Raw genomic sequence first — 17,788 nt, 5'->3', positions numbered from 1 at the left:
CGGCCGGTTCAGCGCGACGCGGGCGGCGCGGAGCCGTCGCTCCCGAGCCGGTGATGGCCGTCCACCGGGAGGTGCGGGAGACGGAGGTGGTGCGCGGGGGTGCGTTCGACGATCAGGAAGGCCGCGTCGTCGCCGGGCTGGTCACCGACGTGCCGGACGAGGTCGTCGTGGATGTGGCGCAGCAGGACGTCGGGGCTGGTGGCCGGGAAGCCGGCGACCCGTTCGGCCAGCGGGTAGAAGGCGCCGTCGGGGGAGCGGGCCTCGATCACGCCGTCGGTGTACAGCAGCAGGAAGTCGCCGGGCTCGAAGACGAAGGGATCGGTGTGGTGGCTGGCGGCCGGCAGCTCGCACATGCCGAGCGGGGGCACGGGATGCCGAGCGTGCAGGACGGTGACCCGCCGGTCGCGCAGGAGCAGGGGCGGCGGATGACCACAGTTGATCATCTCCACCTGGCTGCCGTCGTCGGGGATGTCGAGGACGAGTGCGGTGATGAAGTGCTCGCCCGGGTCGTGCTCGGTGTCGGCCACCTCGTCCAGGTCCCGGCACACGCTCACCTCCAGCGCCGCCGTCAGCTCCGGCAGCGTGGCGTAGCGGTGGGCACCCTCGCGGAAGGCGCCCAGCACCACCGAGGCCTCGCCGATGGCGGCCAGCCCCTTGCCCCGGACGTCCCCGATGATGGCGCGGGTGGACGCCCCGGCGGCCCGGGTGACCGCGAACAGGTCGCCGCCGATCTGGGTGTCGTCCTCGGCGGCCAGATACAGCCAGGCCACGCGCAGCGGGCCGATGCGCCGCGGGGGAGGCCGCAGCAGCACGCGTTGGGCCGTCTCGGCGACCGAGCGCGCCCGTACCAGCTCCCGGGCGCGCCGCTCCCGGACGTGGCACACGAACACCACCAGCGCGGTCAGCACCACCAGGGCGATGAGCTGCGCGATGTGGTTGGTGGTGCCGAGTCCGCCGTGCAGGGCGCCGATCACGACCTGTGCGGCGATGGCCAGGAGGCCGACCAGGGCGGTCAGCCCCGGGCCTGCCAGCGAGGCCGTCAGGGTCGGTGCGATGACCAGCAGGGGGCCCAGATGGACGTCGGTGGGGGAGCGGATGTCCACCACCGTGATCACGACGATCAACGCCAGGGGGATCGCCACCAGGCCGCGGCTCGACGGCTGCTCCACGAGACGGTCCACTGACATGCGCCGCATTCCCACATGCCCCATTTTGTACCTGTTTCCGTGGCTGCGGGATTCCGGACGGTGGTCACCGTCGCGCGTCCGGCGCGAGCCTCGGTTCCGGGACGCCCCGGCGGGCCGCGGTCGCGGCCGTCAGTGCGGGGTGCCGGGTCCGCCGAGGGCCGGCGTCAGTTCCACAGCGGGTAGCTGACCTTGTGCGCGTACCCCTCCGGGTGGTCGTGCGTGTAGACCAGTGTCATCCGCGTGTAGTGCTGCAGGCGCGGCTGCTTCTTCCACTGCTGCGGGTGGTCCAGCACGACGACCACCGGGTACGAGTGGAACTTGCCGGCCGCGCAGTACGGCTTGCAGTCGTTCACGAGGTTGACACCCCGGGCCACGGCGGAGTTCGCGTTCCAGTGGGACCAGTGGAGCGAGGTCAGGCGGCTGTTGCCGTCGCCGCAGGCCAGGATGAAATCGGCGGGGCGCACATCCGGATGCCAGAGGCAGTCCACGAGTACGGGGGTCGCCTGCCGCTGCTTCGCGGGGTGGTGCGAGGCGGTGTGGGCGGCGGGAGTGGCGGAAGCGGTACCCATCACCGCTGTGAGCGCCGCGGCCGCGAGGACGGTGAACGCGGTCCGGATCCAGTTTGTGCGCATATCAGCTCCGTGCGGGACGCTCTGTCATGTGGCCGTCAGCGTGTCGGCTCTGCCTCGACGCTACGGCTTCGATGTGTGATGTACCACTCATCCGGATTAACGATGCCATTTCGTAAGAAGTGTCCTGCATCGGTACGCAGGGTGACGCACCGGAACACACGGCGACCCAGGGACACGCCCTGCGACCCGTCCGTGCGGACGGTGACGCGACCGGACTCCGGGTGTCGGTACCGGGACGCGCGGTTATCCTGCCCCGGTCGTAGAATTCGTCCGTGATGAATAAATCCGGGTCGCAGCGCGGTCGCCGGCCGGGAAGCCCGGACACCCGGGCCGCCATCCTGGACGTCGCCCGGCGCCGCTTCCTCGAGGACGGCTACCACGCGGTGACCCTGCGCTCCGTCGCCGCCGAGGCCGGGTGCGACCTCGCCCTCATCAGCTACTACTTCGGGTCCAAGAAGGGCCTGTTCGGCGCCGCCCTGGCACTGGGTGCGAACCCGGCCGAACTGCTCGCCAGGGTCGTGGAGCAGGGCGACCTCGCGACGGTCCCCGAACGGGTCGTCCGCCAGGTCCTCGCCGTGTGGGACGACCCCGTGACCGGCCCGCCCCTGATCGCGATGCTGAAGAGCGCGGTCGACGACGAGGCGCTCGGCGCGCTGGTGAAGGAGGCGGTCGAACGCGAGATCGTCGACCGGATCGCCGGCCTGGTGCCCGGGCGCGACGCCGGACACCGTGCCGCCGCGTTCACCGCCGTGGTCGCCGGACTGATCACCACCCGCTATCTGCTGCGCCTGGAACCGGTGGTCTCCATGTCGTCCGACGACGTGGTCCGCAGTCTGGGCCCGCAACTGCGTCTCGCCCTGATCGGCCCCGCACGACCGGTCCGCAGGGTCCGCCCCGAGGGACGCCCGGTGCCCCGCCCCTGAGCTGCCGGCCGGTTCGGTCCCTCAGGGCAGGACCCGCGCCCCCGAACCCGTGCCCTACGCGCCGAGGACCGGCGCCTCGCGAGGCGAGGTGCCGGTCCGGGGGATCGTGGCCGTTTCGAGGGCCCGCTCAGTGGTACGAGGGCTGCTTCCGCGTGTCGGTGTCCGCCGCCGCCACTTCCGCGGGCGCCTCCGGCCGCCGGGCCGAGCGCAGCAGGGCCGCGACGGCGAGGGCGGCGAGCAGGGCGGCTCCGGCCGCGCCCAGGAGCGCCAGGTGCATGCCGTCGACGAAGGCCGTCGTCGCCCGGGCAGAGACCGGGCCGCCCACGGCGTGGGCGGCGGCCAGCGAGGAACGGGCCGCCTCGGCCACCTGCGGGGGCAGACCCGGCAGGCTCAGGTGGCCGCGGTAGGTGGCGCTGAGCAGGCTGCCGAGGACGGCGATCCCGAGAGCGCCGCCGAGCTCGCGCGCCAGGTCGTTCATGGCCGAGCCGACGTTCTGCAGCGAGCGCGGCAGGGCGTCCGTGATGGCGGTCGTGGCCGGCGTCATGGCCAGGCCCATCCCCGCGCCCAGCGGCACCAGACCGGTCGCGATCAGCCAGTACGGGCTGGACGCGTCGAGCCGGGAGAGGACGCCCATGCCCACCGCGACACCGACGAGTCCGGCCACCCAGGGGCCCCGGAAACCGAACCGGCCGACCAGGACCGGGGCGGCGCGGGAGACCGGCACCATGGTCAGGGCCATCGGCAGCATCGAGGTCGCCGCCATCAACGCGCTGTCGCCCCGCACCAGTTGCAGGTACTGCATCATCACGAAGATGAACCCGAAGAACACGAAGAACTGAAGCATGATCGACAGCGAGCCCGCGGCGAAGGGGCGGTTGCGGAACAGCCGCGGGTCGAGCAGCGGGTTCTCGCGGCGCAGTTCGAAGACCACGAACCCGGCGAGCACGGCCAGTCCCAGTCCGATGCCCGTGAGGGTGACCGGGTCGGCCCAGCCGCGGGTCGGCGCCTCGATGACCGAGTAGACCAGCAGGACCAGCCCCGCCACGGACAGGAGGGCGCCGCCGGTGTCGAGCCTCGGCTGCTTCGGCTCCGCGGACTCCGGCACGAACAGCAGCGTCCCTACGAGGGCGACCAGGGCCAGGACGACGTTCAGCAGGAACACCGAGCGCCACGACCAGCCTTCCAGCAGGGCCCCGGTGGCGAACAGGCCCACCAGGGCGCTGGCCCCGGCGACCGCCGCCCAGACGCTCACCGCCCGGGCCCGCTGAGCGCGCGGGAACGTACTGGTGATGGTCGACAGGGTGGCCGGCATGACGAGCGCCGCCCCCACGCCGAGGACGCCCCGGAGCGCGATGAGCGTGGCGGGGTCGCTCGACAGCGCGGCGGCACCGGACCCGGCGCCGAAGATCGCCAGTCCGGCGAGCAGGGCCCGCCTGCGGCCGAAACGGTCGCCCAGGGCGCCGGCCGGCAGCAGGAGCGAGGCGAAGACCAGGCTGTAGGCGTCGATGATCCAGGACAACTGCGTCTGCGTGGCGTGGGTCTCGCGGGCGAGGTCGGGCAGCGCCACGTTGAGCGACGCCATGGCGGCGACCACCGTGCCCAGGGCGAGGCAGGTGACCACCAGGACCAGGTTGTGACGCGCGGCCGGTGCGGGTCCGGCGGCGGGGGTGAGAGTGGAGGACATGGGCTCCGTCCTTAGTCCGAGCGGTCCGGGAGGTTCCCGGTGCCTGGATCCAGAGTCGGGAGTCGGCCCTGCGATTTCCATGGTGATGAATTAGGGGAGCGGGGCGGTTGACCTCGCCGAGGGGGTGCGTGAGGGTGCGGCCCCTCGGCGGGAATCAGGGCGAAAGGGCAGGTCGGATCGCTGTCGGTGTCGGAGTGGCGGTCTATCGGGAGTGGGCGGGCGAGGGCCGCCGGCCCAGGATTGGCAGGGTCTGCCAGGACTTGTTGAATTCCTGGCCCGCGCCCGTGGCCGCGCCCGTGCCCGTGGCCGGGCACGGCCGTTGCCGAGCCTGCGCTGCCCGGGCCGTCAACCCCCGGCCGAGCGGGCGTGCCCGTTGTCCCATGCCCATGCGCGCAAGGCTCCGTACCGTACCCGGGGCTGCAAGGCTCCGGCCCTGGGCCCGTGCCCGGGACCGGCCTTGTGCTCGCCACCGCGCTTGCCGTCTGCCCGGCGACGCCATGCACGCCCTCTCGCCGCACCGGCCCCAGACCCGAGTACATCCAGTACGCAGGTCTGGGGCCGGCACGCCGAGAGCACGCTCCCCCGAGCTCTCGGCTTCGCTCGAGCAGGGGGCACCCCCAATGACGCCGCCGGGCCGCCCTCCGGGCGACGACGCGAATTGCCAGACAGGCCCTAGGAGGACCCGAAGGCTAGTCCGTCCCGGTGGTTCCGGGCCGGTTCAGGAGGTCCGTCACCTGGCGGTCGACGAGTTCCCACGCCGGGGCGGGAAGCCGGCCGAGGGAACCCTCGCGCAGGCCGCGCAGGACGTCCTCGGATCCGCCCTCGCACACGGCGCTGTCGCTGAACACCTCGTCGTCGCAGCGGACCGCGACGCGCAGGAGGGTCCCGCCCTCGTCCAGGGCGTGCAGGGCGGCGGCCACGACCAGCGGCGACGCCTCGCCCGGCGCGGCCGCGGCCTTGTGGTGGCTGCTGGCGACCGGCGTCCGCCAGCGCAGGCTCAGCAGCAGCTGACGCTTGGCGAGCACCTCGGCCAGATCGGTCTCGGTGACCCCCTCCGGTTCCAGGATCACCGCCCGGGCGTCCAGGACGAGCGCCGCGGGCAGCAGACACCGCAGCGTGCTGCCGACGATGTTGCCGCCGACCGTGGCGGTCCTGCGGACGGCTCCGGTCCCCACGCCGGCCGCGGCACGGCGGAGCACCTCCGGCACCCGGTCGTCTATCCGGTTCAGCACCACGGCGGCACCCAGGACCTCGTGCCCGATCGTGTTGGCCTCGGGGAGTTCGCGCAATGACATGGCACGGTCGGGGAACCCGTCCCGTTGCCAGGTGGCCCACACGAGCGTGGCGCCGCCGATCGGCACCGCCCCTTCGGCCAGACACTCCTGCGCTTCGGACACGGACGTGGGCAGACGCAACAGCACGACAGCCGACCTGCTTTCCTGGTGACTTGGCGGCGGGGTACGGGCCTTGGCGAAATCGCCGTCGACAGGCGCATTTTCACCGTACGGACGGGGGCGCGTACAGGGCACACCCCTTCGGTCGGTGCGCCCCGTGTGCGATGTGGTCCCACGGGTCCGCACGGAACGTCCGCGCTTCGCGGGCGACCGGAGCGACCGTCACTTTCCCTTCCCGCGCCGCGAGTTGCTTCGTACCGCTGTCAACTACCCTGGTGGGAGCCGGAATAGGCCGCCCATCGGCCACCGTGCCGGGCCACGGTGATCCGGCGCCCGAAGCAGTGCGTCATCCAGGAGTCGGTCAGGGTGACGTCGACGGGACCCCGCGCGAGGACGCGCCCCTCGCGCAGGAGCAGGGTGTGGCTCACCGCGGGCGACAGCTCCTCCAGATGGTGGGTGACCGTCACGGTGGCCAGGTCCGGCCGGCTCGCGGCCAGCCGCTGCATGGCCTCGACGAGGTCCTCGCGCGAGGGCAGGTCCAGGGCGTTGAACGGCTCGTCGAGCAGCAGCAGGGCCGGCTCGGCCATCAGGGCCCTCGCGATCAGGATCCGGGCCCGCTGTCCGCCCGAGCAGACCCCGTAGGGCCGGTCGGCCAGTTCCTTGATGTCCAGCTCGGCGAGCAGTTCGAGTCCCCGCCGGCGCACCTCGGCGTCGTACTTGCGCCAGAGCGGCTGGACGGTGCCGGTGTGGCCGGTCAGGACGACGCCGTGGGCGTCGAGGTCCTGCGGCACGCGCTGGGCCGTGCTCACATGGCCGATGCGGGTCCGCAGCTCGCGCACGTCGACCCGGCCGAGCCGGGAGCCGAGCACCTCGACGCTGCCGGTGGTCGGATGCATCAGGGCGCCCAGCAGCCGCAGCAGGGTCGTCTTGCCCGCGCCGTTGGCGCCGAGCAGCGCCCAGTGCTCACCGGCCCGGACCGTCCAGTCGATCTCCGAGAGGATCACCTGGCGGGTGGTGTGACGGTGGACGCTCACGTCGGTGAGCGCGACCACCGTCTCCCTGTCCACGACGTCCGACTCGGTCCGCACCACGGTCATGTCCGGGCTCCCCTCGCTAGGTCGACGCACCCCGCACATTAGATGTGGTGGGCATCTTGTTGCCGGTCCGTCCGCTCCGTGGACGCGGTCACTTGAGGATGTTCACGGCCCGGGCCACCACCAGCACCACGGTCATCAGGGAGACGACGGACTGGAGCATCATCAGCATCTTGGCCCAGCGGGACAGCGGCATCACGTCCGTCGGGCTGAACGCGGCGGAGTTGGTGAAGGACAGATACAGATAGTCCAGGAAGGCCGGTTCCCAGTCCGGCGGCGCGGACTCGGGGCTCTGCATCTGGACGAACAGGAAGTCGGCGAACTGGTGGTGGCCCATCATCCGGTTCGCCGGTCCGCCCCGGTCCAACTCCCAGTACCACAGGGCGAACACGATGACGTTCGTCAGCCAGATGTTGCCGCCGGTGAGCAGCAGCGTCGCCGGGCCCGACGACTCGGTGCCGTGCACGAGACCCCGCACCAGCTGGGCCGCGGCCCAGCCGTTGGCCAGGCTGATCAGGCCGATGAGCGCCAGGCCCAGCGACCGCAGCCGCTTGTTGCGGGGCTCGACCCGGCGGGGGTTCGCGGCCACGAGGCCTATGAGCAGGACCGCCTCCAGGCCCGGCAGCACCCCGAACGGCAGCAGCGTCAGATGCTCCGGCAGCCGCAGCTGGAGGGCGACCGCCACCAGGATCGCGGCGGTCACCGCCCAGCGCGGCTCACCGTGTGTCGCCCTCCGCCAGGCGGGCGCCACCTCGCGCCCGCCGGACTCCAGGAGCCGTTCGATCCTGACGAGCCGGCTCTCGGTGTCGTTCGATCCTTCATCCATACGGGTGATTGTCGCGGGTCACATGTTGATCATGTGACCCGCCAGCCCGTGGATCGCCTCCTTGACCGCCTCGCCGAGCGTCGGGTGCCCGTGCACATTGCGCGCGACCTCGTGCACCGTCAGGTCCCACTGCTGGGCGAGCGTCAACTCCGGGAGCAGCTCGGTGACTTCGGGGCCGATCAGATGGGCGCCGAGGAGTTCGCCGTAGCGGGCGTCGCTGAGGATCTTCACGAACCCGGCCGTCTCGCCGAGACCGTGGGCCTTCCCGTTCGCCGTGAACGGGAACTTCGCCACCTTGACGTCGAAGCCCCGCTCGCGCGCCTGCGCCTCGGTCCAGCCGAAACTGGCGATCTGCGGCTGGCAGTAGGTCGCGCGGGGGATCATCACGTAGTCGAGTTCCATCGTCTCCGCGTCGCCGATCGTCTCGGCGGCCACGATGCCCATCGACTCGGCCGCGTGGGCCAGCATCAGCTTGGCCGTCACGTCACCGATGGCGAAGATGTGCGGCACGCTCGTACGGCAGCGGCCGTCGATGTCGATCGCCCCGCGGTCGGTCAGCTTGACCCCGGTGTTCTCCAGCCCGTAGCCCTGCACACGCGGCTGGAAGCCGATCGCCTGCATCACCTTGCCGGCCTCCAGCGTCTGCCTCTGGCCGCCCGTGGTCACCATGATCTTGACCTTGTCCCCGGAGTCGTCGATCGCCTCGACCCGGGTGGAGGTCAGCACGTTGATGCCGAGCCGCTTGTAACGGCGGGCCAGTTCGGCGGATACCTCCTCGTCCTCCAACGGCACGATCCGGTCGAGGAATTCGACGAGGGTGACCTGCACGCCGTAGTTGTGCAGGACGTAGGCGAACTCCACGCCGATGGCGCCGGCGCCCGCGATGACGATGCTGTCCGGAAGGGTGTCGGAGAGGATCTGCTCCTCGTACGTCACCACCCGCTCGCTCAGGGAGGTGCCGGGGAGCAGCCTGGTGGTGGCGCCGGCGGCGATGATGCAGTGGCCGAACGTGACCGTCTCCGTGCCGCCGTCGGACAGGGCGACGTCGAGGGTGCGGTCGTCGCGGAAGGTGCCGCGGCCGTCGTATTGGGTGATTTTGTTCTTCTTCATCAGGTAGTGGACGCCCTTGACGCGGCCGTCCGCCACCTTGCGGCTGCGGGTGAAGGCGGCCCCGTAGTCGAAGCTCACCTCGCCGTCCACCTGGATGCCGAAGGTCTTCGCCTCCTGGGTGAAGATGTGGGCCAGCTCCGCGTTGCGCAGCAGCGCCTTCGACGGGATGCACCCCACGTTCAGGCACACACCGCCCCAGTACTTCTCCTCGATGATCGCCGTGCTGAGTCCGAGCTGGGCGGCCCGGATCGCCGCTACATATCCTCCCGGGCCGGCGCCCAGGACCACCACGTCAAAGTGTGCGCTCATGGCGGCCAGCCTAGAACGCGAGCGCCCCCGGCGACGGGACGGGCGCGGCCGTGGGGCCCGGGGCCGCCGGTGGCGTGGCACGCGAGAGGGCCGGCCCCGGGTGGGGCCGGCCCTCAGGCCGAGCGGGGGACTCAGACGAGGTCGAACCGGTCCAGGTTCATGACCTTGTCGAAGGCGGCGACGAAGTCCTTCACGAACTTCGCCCCGGCGTCGTCACTCGCGTAGACCTCGGCGAGCGCGCGCAGCTCGGAGTTCGAGCCGAAGACGAGGTCGGCACGCGTGCCGGTCCACTTGACCTCGCCGGTGGCGTCGTCGCGGCCCTCGAAGGTGGTCGCGTCCTCGGAGGTCGCCTTCCACGTCGTGCCCAGGTCGAGCAGGTTGACGAAGAAGTCGTTGGTGAGCTGTCCGGGCGTCGCGGTGAGGACACCGTGCGAGGACTGCCCGTGGTTCGCGCCGAGGACGCGCAGACCGCCGACGAGGACGGTGAGCTCGGGCGCGCTCAGGGTCAGCAGGTTGGCCCGGTCGAGCAGCAGGTACTCGGCCGGAAGCCGGTTGCCCTTGCCGAGGTAGTTGCGGAAGCCGTCCGAGGTCGGCTCCAGCGCGGCGAAGGACTCGGCGTCGGTGTGTTCGTCCGTCGCGTCGACGCGGCCCGGGGTGAAGGGAACCTGGACGTCGTGACCGGCGTCCTTGGCGGCCTTCTCGACCGCGGCGACGCCGCCGAGGACGATCAGGTCGGCCAGCGAGACGTGCTTGTCGCCGGCGTTGAAGTCGCGCTGGATGCCCTCCAGCGTGCGCAGCACGCCCGCCAGCGTGTCGGGGTCGTTGGCCGCCCAGCCGCGCTGCGGCTCGAGACGGATGCGGCCGCCGTTGGCGCCGCCGCGCTTGTCGCTGCCGCGGAACGTCGAGGCCGACGCCCAGGCGGTGGAGACGAGCTGGGAGACCGTCAGGTCCGAGGCGAGGATCTTCGCCTTGAGGGCGCTGACGTCCTCGGCGCCGATGACCGGGCCCTCGGCCTCCGGCAGCGGGTCCTGCCACAGCAGGGTCTCCTCGGGAACCTCGGGGCCGAGGTAGAGGGACTTGGGGCCCATGTCGCGGTGGGTCAGCTTGTACCAGGCCCGCGCGAAGGCGTCCGCGAACTCGGCCGGGTTCTCGTGGAAGCGCCGCGAGATCGGTCCGTAGATCGGGTCGACGCGCAGCGACAGGTCCGTCGTGAGCATCGAGGGGGCGATCTTCTTCGACGGGTCGTGCGCGTCCGGGACGGTGCCCTCGCCCGCGCCGTCCTTCGGCTTCCACTGGTTGGCGCCGGCGGGGCTCTGGGTGAGCTCCCACTCGTAGCCGAAGAGGTTGTCGAAGAAGCCGTTGCTCCACTGGGTCGGCGTGTTCGACCAGGTGACCTCGAGGCCGGAGGTGATCGCGTCGGCGCCCTTGCCGGTGCCGTACGTGCTCTTCCAGCCCAGGCCCTGGGCCTCGATCGGGGCGGCCTCGGGGTCGGCGCCGACGCTCTCCGCCGGGCCCGCGCCGTGGGTCTTGCCGAAGGTGTGACCGCCCGCGATCAGGGCGACCGTCTCCTCGTCGTTCATCGCCATCCGGCGGAACGTCTCGCGGATGTCGCGGGCCGCGGCGATCGGGTCCGGGTTGCCGTTCGGGCCCTCGGGGTTGACGTAGATGAGGCCCATCTGGACGGCGCCGAGCGGGTTCTCGAGCTCACGGTCGCCGGTGTAGCGCTCGTCGTCGAGCCAGACCTTCTCGGGACCCCAGTACACGTCCTCCTCGGACTCCCACACGTCCGCGCGGCCGCCGGCGAAGCCGAAGGTCTCGAAGCCCATCTGCTCCAGGGCGACGTTGCCGGTGAGGATCATGAGGTCGGCCCAGGAGAGGCTCTGGCCGTACTTCTTCTTGACGGGCCACAGCAGACGGCGGGCCTTGTCCAGGTTGCCGTTGTCCGGCCAGCTGTTCAGCGGCGCGAAGCGCTGCTGACCGGCGCCGGCGCCGCCGCGGCCGTCGCTGATGCGGTAGGTGCCCGCGCTGTGCCAGGCCATACGGATCATGAAGGGGCCGTAGTTGCCGAAGTCGGCGGGCCACCAGTCCTGCGAGGTCGTGAGGACCTCGGCGATGTCCTGCTTCACGGCGGCGAGGTCGAGGGCCTCGAAGGCGGCGGAGTAGTCGAAGTCCTCGCCGAGCGGGTTGGCCACGGCGGGGTTCTTGGCGAGGATCTTCAGGTTGAGCCGCTCCGGCCACCACTGACGGTTTCCGCCGCCCTGGGTCGGGTGCGGAGCGCGCTCGTGCGCGACGGGGCAGCCGCCTGCGCCCTCCGTTTTCGCGTCGGTGACGATCGCGTCATGGTTCTCAGACATGGGAATCCTTCCGGAAGGGCCGATCTCGGTGCTCAGCGACTGCGGGTGGGGGGAACGACCGGGGCGGAGCCCCGGCGGTGGGCCTCGGAACCGCCGACGGGGTCGACGGGGAGGCCGCGGTCTTCGGGTGGAAACGGACGAAGGGGCCGGCCGGCCGCACGGCCGGGGACGCGGACGGCGTACACGGCACGCCCCGGACCGGCTGGGCCGGTCCGGAACGGGGTACGCATCCCGCCACGGCGAGCGGACGGAGGGCTGTGCGGGTCGTGCGGGGAGGTACGGCGCCGAGGCGCCCGCCACGGCGGCGACGGTGTCGTCGCCGAGGGGGTCCGGGGTTCCGGGAGGGTCCCGGGCTGCAGGTCACGACGGCCGTCACCCGCAGACCGGCGCCGTGTGGTTCCACGGCGGTGGTCCCGACATCTGTGTCTCTCCTGCCCGTACCGAAGTGTTCTTGTCCCTTGGCCAGTGCCAAAACCGATCCTACGATGGACAGAGTCCAAGTCAAGAAGGACACCAGACCCATATCCGATCGGACCCAGGATGCGCACAGATAAACTGCGGGTTCCCACTGATCCCGAAAAGGTGAACCGATATGAGTGACCTGCTGGAACGACTGCGAGGGCGCGGCTGGCGCATGACCTCCCAGCGGCGAGTCGTTGCGGAGGTCCTCGACGGCGACCACGTGCACCTCACCGCCGACGAGGTGCACGCCCGCGCGGTCGAGCGGCTGCCCGAGATCTCCCGGGCGACCGTCTACAACGCCTTGGGAGAACTGGTCTCGCTCGGTGAGGTCATCGAGGTCTCCACCGACGGGCGGGCCAAGCGCTACGACCCGAACGCGCACCACCCGCACCAGCACCTGGTGTGCTCCAGCTGCGGCACCGTCCGTGACGTCCACCCGACCGGCAACCCGCTGGCCGACCTGCCGGCGACGGAACGCTTCGGATTCACCGTGGCCGCCGTCGAGGTCACCTACCGGGGGCTGTGCCCGTCCTGCGCCTAGCATCCGCCCGGAACCCGGCCGACGTCCGACCATGGACACCGACGGGCCGGCCGGCTCGCCGGCGGTGATCCTTCCGGCGACAGGACCTGTGGCGGCCCACCCGTGCCGCCTAGGCTTCCGGCGTGAACGAGACAGAGCGGAACATCTCGCGGGAGATAGGGATCAGGCCGGGCGGCCCGTCCGACGCACCGGCGATCCTGGACATGCTCGACGGAGCGGTGGTCTGGATGAACGCCCGCGGCAACACCGAGCAGTGGGGCACGACCCCGTTCTCGACGTCGTCGCGCATGGTGGAGCTGGTCCACCGGTACATGACCGAGAACGCGGCCTTCCTCGCCGAGGCGGACGGGACGCCCGTCGGAGCGGTGGTCCTCGACAACGGGCCAAATCCGCAGATGCCGATCGAGCCCGCCGGGGAACCCGAGCGCTACGTCAGGCTGCTGGTGTCCGACCGCCGGTACGAGGGCCGGGGCATCGGGGCCGCCCTGCTGGCCCACGCCGCCGAGGAGACCCGGCGGGCCGGCGTCGAGCTGCTGCGGGTCGACTGCTGGGCGGGCGGCGGAGGCGAACTCGTGGCGTTCTACGAGCGCCAGGGATTCACCCCCACCGAGCCGTTCCTGTCCGGGGCCTGGCCGGGCCAGGTGCTGGCCCGGCGGGTCGGCGCGCCCCGCGGGGGCTTCGGCCGCAAGGAATAGCTCCGCACGGGTGGCGGTCGCGAGGGATGGCTCCGCGTGGTTGGCGGCCGGGAGGGACAGCTCCGCGCGGGCGGCGGTCACGAAGGACGGCCCCGTGGCCCGCGGCCGCGAGGCACAGCTCCGGGTGGGTGGCGGCCGGGAGGGGGCGAACCCTCCCGGAGAGCTGGCGTCAGGAGAGGAAGTCGGCGATCAGCTCGGCGAACTCCTCCGGCGCCGCCAGCCTGATCCCCAGGGTCTCGGCCTTGGCACGCTTGGACCCGGCGCCCTCTCCCGCGACGACCAGGGTCGTCTTCTTCGACACGCTGGAGGAGGAGCGGCCGCCGGCCCGCTCGATGAGCTCGTTCATCTGGTTGCGGCTGAGCTGTTCCAGCGCCCCGGTCATCGCGCCGGTGACCACCACCGTCATCCCGGCCAGCGGACCGCCGGCCGCCCCGCCCTCCGCCGCCTCGGCGCCTTCCTCGCCGGGTGCGGGCGGCGGGGTGGCCCCGGGCTCGGTCATGTTGACCCCGGCGGCGACGAGCCGGTCGATGAGCGGCGCGAGCTCGGCCAGTTCCGCCACGATCGAGGGCGCCTTCTCCGTGCCGATGCCCTCGACCCGCTGGATCGTTTCCGCGTCCGCCGCGCGGATCGCGTCCATCGTCGCGAAGTACCGGGCGATGCGCCGGGACATCGACCGGCCCGTGCCGCGCACCCCGAGCGCGCACAGCACCCGGGACAGCGGCCGGCCCTTGGCCGTCTCGATCGCCGCGAGGAGGTTGTCGGTGCTGGTCTCGCCCATCCGCTCCAGACCGAGGAGCTGCTCGCGGGTCAGAGCGAAGAGACCGGCGAGATCGGTCACCAGACCGCCCTCGACGAGCTGCACCACCCGGGTGTGGCCGAGTCCCTCGATGTCGAGCTGGTCGCGGCCCGCGGCGTACGAGAGCGCGGCGACCAGATGGCAGTTGCGGCCCTGCTCGCAGCGCCAGCGCTGCTCGCTGGTGTCGATGCCGGAACCGCAGTTCGGGCACGACTCGGGGAAGACGATGGGCTGTTCCTCACCCGTGCGCAGATGGGCCACAGGCGCCTCGATCCGGGGGATGACGTCCCCGGCGCGGTGGACCATCACATGGTCGCCGAGCCGCAGATCGCGCCGCGTGATGTCCGCCGGGTTGTGGAGGGTCGCGTACGTGATGGTCGAGCCGTCGATCTCGACCGGCTCCAGCACGCCGCGCGGGGCGATGATGCCCGTACGTCCGACGTTCCACTCGACCTCGAGCAGCCGGGTGATCTTCTCGACGGCCGGGAGCTTGTAGGCGATCGCCCAGCGCGGCGCGCGCGAGCCGGACCCCGCGGCCCGCTGGTCGGCCGCCAGGTCGGCCTTGACGACGATCCCGTCGATCCCGAACGGCAGCTCGGCGCGCAGCGCCGCGATCTCCTGGACGCGGGCCAGCACCTGCTCGACGGACGCCGCCGTGATGCCGGGGACGGCCGTGCTCGCGGTGGTGTTCACGCCCAGCCCGGCCGCCCGCGCCATCAGTTCGCTGTGCGCGAGGTCGTCGAGCCCGGCGGCCGTGTCCGCGTCGGTGCCGGGCACCGGCAGCAGTCCGTAGCCGAAGAAGGTCATCGGAACGGTGTAGGCGCGCTCCTTGGCCCGCAGTGTGCCCGCCGCCGCGTTGCGCGGGTTCGCGAAGGGCTGCCCGCCGTGCGCGGTGCGCACCTCGTTGGCGTGCTCGAACTGCGCCGTCGTCATCAGGACCTCGCCGCGTACCTCCAGGGTGAGGGGCTCGGCGAGCTCGCCGGGCAGGCCCTCGACCGTGCCGATCGCGTGCGAGACGTCCTCACCTGCGGTGCCGTCCCCGCGGGTGATCAGTCGGGTGAGCCGGCCCTGGTGGTAGCGCGCGGCGATGGCGAGGCCGTCGAGCTTGGGCTCGACGCTGAACCGCTCCACCTCGTGACCGGTACGCCGGGCCAGCGACGCCGTCCAGGCGGTGAACTCCTCGGCCGAGAAGACGTTGTCCAGGCTGAGCATCGGCACCGTGTGCGGAACGTCCCCCTCGACGGCGCCGCCGGCGACCTTTCCGGTCGGCGACTCGGGCAGCACCTGATCGGGATGGGCGGCCTCCCACGCGGCGATGCCCCGCACCAGCCGGTCGTACGCGTCGTCGTCGAGCACGGAGGTGCCGCCCGCGTAGTAGGCGGCGGACGCCTTCACCGCGTCCTCGACCGCCTGCGCGTAGGCGACGGCGTCCACGATCACTGCAACAGGTGTTGTCATACCCGCCATCCTGCCTGCCACCACTGACAATGCCCCTTCGGCGGCCTCGTCCGGACACACACTTCGGGCGATGCGGGCAACTGCCTCACGCGGAGGTGACAGGGGCCCCGGCGGTGAAGTAGACCTGGGGAGCGAGCGGAACGCGTGCCTCCCCGGCGGCGCCCCGCCCGGCCCCCACCAGCCGACTTCAAGGAGTGGCCCATGCTCGCCGCGCTCGGTCTCGGTCCGGCCGAGGAGGAGATCTACCGTCTCCTGGTGGCGCGCGGACGGGCGGCCGTCGCCGAACTGGCGGTCCACAGCGGCCGTCCCGAGCCCGAGACGCACGACCTGATCACCGCCCTGGCCGAGCGGGGCCTCGTCGTGCCCCAGCCGGTCGAGGGCTCCGAGACGCTGTTCGTGGCCGCGCCTCCCGCGGTCGCGCTGGGTGGCGAACTGCGGCGCCGCCGCGACGAGTTGAGCGCGGCGGAGCATGCGGTGCTCACCCTGGCGGAGCAGCACCGCACCGGAGCCGAGGGCGGCGTGGTGGAGGTGATCAGCGACATCGACGCCGTGCGGCACCGGTTCCGGCAGCTCCAGGAGTCCGCCCGGCACGAGGTGCGCTCGATGATGGTCCCCGAACAGCGCGTCGTCACGCGCGACGACAACACCGCGGAGGGGGCCGGGATCCGCCGGGGCGTGCTCTACCGGACGATCCTGCACCGGGACGCGCTGACCGAACCGGGCGTGGTCGCCCAGGCCCTCGCCGTGCTGGCCGAAGGACAGCAGATCGGGGTCGCCGACGAGGTGCCGGTCAAGCTGATGATCGCGGACCACGACCTGGCCATGCTGCCCCTGTTCAGCGGCCGCAACACCGCCGCGGACTCGGTGCTGGTGCACCCGGGAGGGCTGCTGGACGCCCTCGTCGCCTATTTTGAGCTGGCCTGGGAGCAGGCGTACCCCCTGTCGCCGCACACGGCGGGAGACGGCCTCGTGGAGCAACGCCCGGACGAGATAGACGAGTTCGACGCCCGGATGCTGGCCCTCGTGCTCGCTGGGCTCACCGACCAGGCGGTGGGGGCCCGTCTCGGAGTGTCCCGGCGGACCGTGCAGCGGCGGATCGGTGAGCTGATGGCGCGGGCCGGTGCCGAGAGCCGCATCCAGCTCGGCTGGCACGCCGCGCGCAAGGGCTGGGCCTGAGGGGCCCCGACGGCGCGTCCGGGGCGGCCGTCAGCGTCCGCGCACGGCGGGTGAGGGCCGCGCGGAGCGGGTGACGACGAGGTCCGCCTCGCGCGGACCGGGGGGCAGGACCGGGTCGTCGTCGGCCTGCCGCAGCTCGGCCAGCAACTCGGTCTGTCCGGCGAGCAGTTCGGTGAGAATGCGGCGGGCGGCGCGCAGCAGTTCCGCCACGTCGCCGCCCGCGAGCGCGTAACTGACGGTCGAGCCCTCGCGGATGGACACCACGATGCCCGAGCGGCGCAGCACCGCCAGTTGCTGCGACAGGTTGGACGGTTCGACCTCGATCTCGCTGAGCAGGTCACGCACGGACACCGGGCCGGTCTGCAGCAGTTCCAGGACGCGGATGCGCACAGGGTGTCCGAGCATGCGGAAGAACTCGGCCTTGGCCTGGTAGAGGGGAACCTGCCTGGTCAAATCGTTCGCTCCCTGCCGCCTGGGGACGGGCTGTTTCTCCGGCTCGTGCGGTGGTCGTCCGCCCGCCCGCCGCGAACCGTGCCCGAAGACCGATCCTGGCGGCTCCGCCTCCGCATGCCCACGTGATTGACTCGATCTGGATTTACCTAATTGAAGAAGTCTTCAAGTCGTGGGCATGCGAAGGCGCGGAGGACGTGGCTGTCTACACCTCTAGTTCGGCTTCGATGCGCGCGAGCTGGTGGCGGGCCATGGCGAGGTTGGACGTCGCCTTGTTGAGCACGAGGTACAGGAACAGGCCGTTGCCGTCGCGGCCCGTGAGCGGCCGGATCAGGTGGTACTGACCCGAGAGCGTGATGAGTACGTCCTCGATCTTGCTCTTGAGCCCGAGGTGCTCCATGGTGCGCACCTTGGCACGGACCACGTCGGTGTTGCCGGCCGCGGCGACGTTGAGGTCGAGGTCCTTGCCGCCCCCCAGCGTGCCCAGGGCCATGCCGCTCGTGTAGTCGACGAGGGCCACGCCCAGCGCGCCCTCGATCGACGTCATCGTCTCCTTGAGGGAGATCTCCACATTTGCCATACCGATGTCTCCTTCGGGTCACCGCGCGGACGGAGGAGTTCCCGACCGGCCGGTGACCCGGACCCTACGGACCGTCCGCAGTGGGCGGCCGGGTTGTTTCGGGACTGGCGGAAGGAG

At 71.7% G+C, this 17,788-nt stretch carries 15 protein-coding genes; 4 read left to right on the top strand and 11 right to left on the bottom strand.

Annotated features, from left to right (window positions below; translation table 11 throughout):
• Nucleotides 1-8: 8 nt before the first annotated feature.
• Both IO36_RS30260 and IO36_RS30255 read right to left on the bottom strand, forming a co-directional pair.
• Entirely contained in the window at nucleotides 9-1,187 is a 1,179-nt protein-coding gene (locus IO36_RS30260) for a PP2C family protein-serine/threonine phosphatase (RefSeq protein WP_051901079.1), read from the bottom strand.
• Nucleotides 1,188-1,351: 164 nt separating this feature from the next.
• Nucleotides 1,352-1,819 carry a hypothetical protein gene (locus tag IO36_RS30255; RefSeq protein ID WP_037624335.1) on the bottom strand — a complete coding sequence of 156 codons (468 nt, stop codon included), beginning with the start codon at nucleotides 1,817-1,819 and terminating at the stop codon, nucleotides 1,352-1,354.
• 275 nt (nucleotides 1,820-2,094) lie between these two features.
• On the opposite strand from IO36_RS30255, the gene IO36_RS30250 reads away from it, so the two are divergent.
• Nucleotides 2,095-2,742: a TetR/AcrR family transcriptional regulator gene (locus tag IO36_RS30250; RefSeq protein ID WP_037624334.1), complete on the top strand. Its 648-nt coding sequence runs from the start codon at nucleotides 2,095-2,097 to the stop codon at nucleotides 2,740-2,742.
• A gap of 127 nt (nucleotides 2,743-2,869) precedes the next feature.
• On the opposite strand, the gene IO36_RS30245 is transcribed toward IO36_RS30250, so the two are convergent.
• The 6 genes from IO36_RS30245 to katG form a co-directional block, all read right to left on the bottom strand.
• Nucleotides 2,870-4,426, bottom strand: coding sequence for an MFS transporter (locus tag IO36_RS30245; protein WP_063764919.1), 1,557 nt, complete (start codon nucleotides 4,424-4,426; stop codon nucleotides 2,870-2,872).
• Nucleotides 4,427-5,115: 689 nt separating this feature from the next.
• Nucleotides 5,116-5,847 carry an FAD binding domain-containing protein gene (locus IO36_RS30240; protein WP_037624333.1) on the bottom strand — a complete coding sequence of 244 codons (732 nt, stop codon included), beginning with the start codon at nucleotides 5,845-5,847 and terminating at the stop codon, nucleotides 5,116-5,118.
• 236 nt (nucleotides 5,848-6,083) lie between these two features.
• On the bottom strand, nucleotides 6,084-6,917 hold the full coding sequence (locus IO36_RS30235; protein ID WP_037624332.1) for an ABC transporter ATP-binding protein: 834 nt from the start codon (nucleotides 6,915-6,917) through the stop codon (nucleotides 6,084-6,086).
• Between the two features lie 88 nt (nucleotides 6,918-7,005).
• The gene (locus IO36_RS30230) at nucleotides 7,006-7,740 is read right to left on the bottom strand and encodes a DUF1345 domain-containing protein (protein ID WP_037624331.1); all 735 of its coding nucleotides are present in this window, start codon (nucleotides 7,738-7,740) and stop codon (nucleotides 7,006-7,008) included.
• An 18-nt stretch (nucleotides 7,741-7,758) separates the two neighbouring features.
• The gene (gene lpdA, locus IO36_RS30225; RefSeq protein ID WP_037624330.1) at nucleotides 7,759-9,159 is read right to left on the bottom strand and encodes a dihydrolipoyl dehydrogenase; all 1,401 of its coding nucleotides are present in this window, start codon (nucleotides 9,157-9,159) and stop codon (nucleotides 7,759-7,761) included.
• A gap of 131 nt (nucleotides 9,160-9,290) precedes the next feature.
• Entirely contained in the window at nucleotides 9,291-11,513 is a 2,223-nt protein-coding gene (gene katG / locus IO36_RS30220; protein WP_037624329.1) for a catalase/peroxidase HPI, read from the bottom strand.
• A 592-nt stretch (nucleotides 11,514-12,105) separates the two neighbouring features.
• Here katG and IO36_RS30215 point away from each other — a divergent pair.
• Both IO36_RS30215 and IO36_RS30210 read left to right on the top strand, forming a co-directional pair.
• Nucleotides 12,106-12,516 (top strand): Fur family transcriptional regulator, encoded by a 411-nt coding sequence (locus IO36_RS30215; RefSeq protein WP_037624328.1) that lies wholly within the window; start codon nucleotides 12,106-12,108, stop codon nucleotides 12,514-12,516.
• Nucleotides 12,517-12,719: 203 nt separating this feature from the next.
• A complete protein-coding gene (locus IO36_RS30210; protein WP_209441292.1) occupies nucleotides 12,720-13,211 on the top strand; it encodes a GNAT family N-acetyltransferase in 492 nt (163 codons plus the stop codon).
• 169 nt (nucleotides 13,212-13,380) lie between these two features.
• Here the strand turns inward: IO36_RS30210 and ligA are convergent, their stop codons facing one another.
• On the bottom strand, nucleotides 13,381-15,474 hold the full coding sequence (ligA, locus tag IO36_RS30205) for an NAD-dependent DNA ligase LigA (RefSeq protein ID WP_078943527.1): 2,094 nt from the start codon (nucleotides 15,472-15,474) through the stop codon (nucleotides 13,381-13,383).
• 192 nt (nucleotides 15,475-15,666) lie between these two features.
• Between ligA and IO36_RS30200 the strand changes: the two genes are divergently transcribed.
• The gene (locus tag IO36_RS30200) at nucleotides 15,667-16,641 is read left to right on the top strand and encodes a helix-turn-helix domain-containing protein (protein WP_037624325.1); all 975 of its coding nucleotides are present in this window, start codon (nucleotides 15,667-15,669) and stop codon (nucleotides 16,639-16,641) included.
• A gap of 30 nt (nucleotides 16,642-16,671) precedes the next feature.
• Here the strand turns inward: IO36_RS30200 and IO36_RS30195 are convergent, their stop codons facing one another.
• Together IO36_RS30195 and IO36_RS30190 are read right to left on the bottom strand one after the other, a co-directional pair.
• Nucleotides 16,672-17,046 carry an ArsR/SmtB family transcription factor gene (locus tag IO36_RS30195; RefSeq protein WP_051901078.1) on the bottom strand — a complete coding sequence of 125 codons (375 nt, stop codon included), beginning with the start codon at nucleotides 17,044-17,046 and terminating at the stop codon, nucleotides 16,672-16,674.
• A gap of 250 nt (nucleotides 17,047-17,296) precedes the next feature.
• Complete coding sequence (locus IO36_RS30190; RefSeq protein ID WP_037624324.1) at nucleotides 17,297-17,671, bottom strand: hypothetical protein; 375 nt, start codon at nucleotides 17,669-17,671, stop codon at nucleotides 17,297-17,299.
• Nucleotides 17,672-17,788: the final 117 nt, after the last annotated feature.

Source organism: Streptomyces aureus (assembly GCF_000725495.1).
In the GTDB taxonomy this organism is placed as follows: domain Bacteria; phylum Actinomycetota; class Actinomycetes; order Streptomycetales; family Streptomycetaceae; genus Streptomyces; species Streptomyces aureus_B.
The sequence above is the reverse complement of the archived record's forward strand: the minus strand, read 5'-3'. Positions and strand labels throughout refer to the sequence as shown.

What these genes read in the sequence shown, in the direction of transcription:
- IO36_RS30260 (WP_051901079.1), bottom strand. Translation starts at nt 1,187, where the DNA reads ATGTCAGTGGACCGTCTCGTGGAGCAGCCGTCGAGCCGCGGCCTGGTG.
- IO36_RS30255 (WP_037624335.1), bottom strand. Translation starts at nt 1,819, where the DNA reads ATGCGCACAAACTGGATCCGGACCGCGTTCACCGTCCTCGCGGCCGCG.
- IO36_RS30250 (WP_037624334.1), top strand. Translation starts at nt 2,095, where the DNA reads ATGAATAAATCCGGGTCGCAGCGCGGTCGCCGGCCGGGAAGCCCGGAC.
- IO36_RS30245 (WP_063764919.1), bottom strand. Translation starts at nt 4,426, where the DNA reads ATGTCCTCCACTCTCACCCCCGCCGCCGGACCCGCACCGGCCGCGCGT.
- IO36_RS30235 (WP_037624332.1), bottom strand. Translation starts at nt 6,917, where the DNA reads ATGACCGTGGTGCGGACCGAGTCGGACGTCGTGGACAGGGAGACGGTG.
- IO36_RS30230 (WP_037624331.1), bottom strand. Translation starts at nt 7,740, where the DNA reads ATGGATGAAGGATCGAACGACACCGAGAGCCGGCTCGTCAGGATCGAA.
- lpdA (WP_037624330.1), bottom strand. Translation starts at nt 9,159, where the DNA reads ATGAGCGCACACTTTGACGTGGTGGTCCTGGGCGCCGGCCCGGGAGGA.
- katG (WP_037624329.1), bottom strand. Translation starts at nt 11,513, where the DNA reads ATGTCTGAGAACCATGACGCGATCGTCACCGACGCGAAAACGGAGGGC.
- IO36_RS30215 (WP_037624328.1), top strand. Translation starts at nt 12,106, where the DNA reads ATGAGTGACCTGCTGGAACGACTGCGAGGGCGCGGCTGGCGCATGACC.
- IO36_RS30210 (WP_209441292.1), top strand. Translation starts at nt 12,720, where the DNA reads ATGCTCGACGGAGCGGTGGTCTGGATGAACGCCCGCGGCAACACCGAG.
- ligA (WP_078943527.1), bottom strand. Translation starts at nt 15,474, where the DNA reads ATGGCGGGTATGACAACACCTGTTGCAGTGATCGTGGACGCCGTCGCC.
- IO36_RS30200 (WP_037624325.1), top strand. Translation starts at nt 15,667, where the DNA reads ATGCTCGCCGCGCTCGGTCTCGGTCCGGCCGAGGAGGAGATCTACCGT.
- IO36_RS30195 (WP_051901078.1), bottom strand. Translation starts at nt 17,046, where the DNA reads ATGCTCGGACACCCTGTGCGCATCCGCGTCCTGGAACTGCTGCAGACC.
- IO36_RS30190 (WP_037624324.1), bottom strand. Translation starts at nt 17,671, where the DNA reads ATGGCAAATGTGGAGATCTCCCTCAAGGAGACGATGACGTCGATCGAG.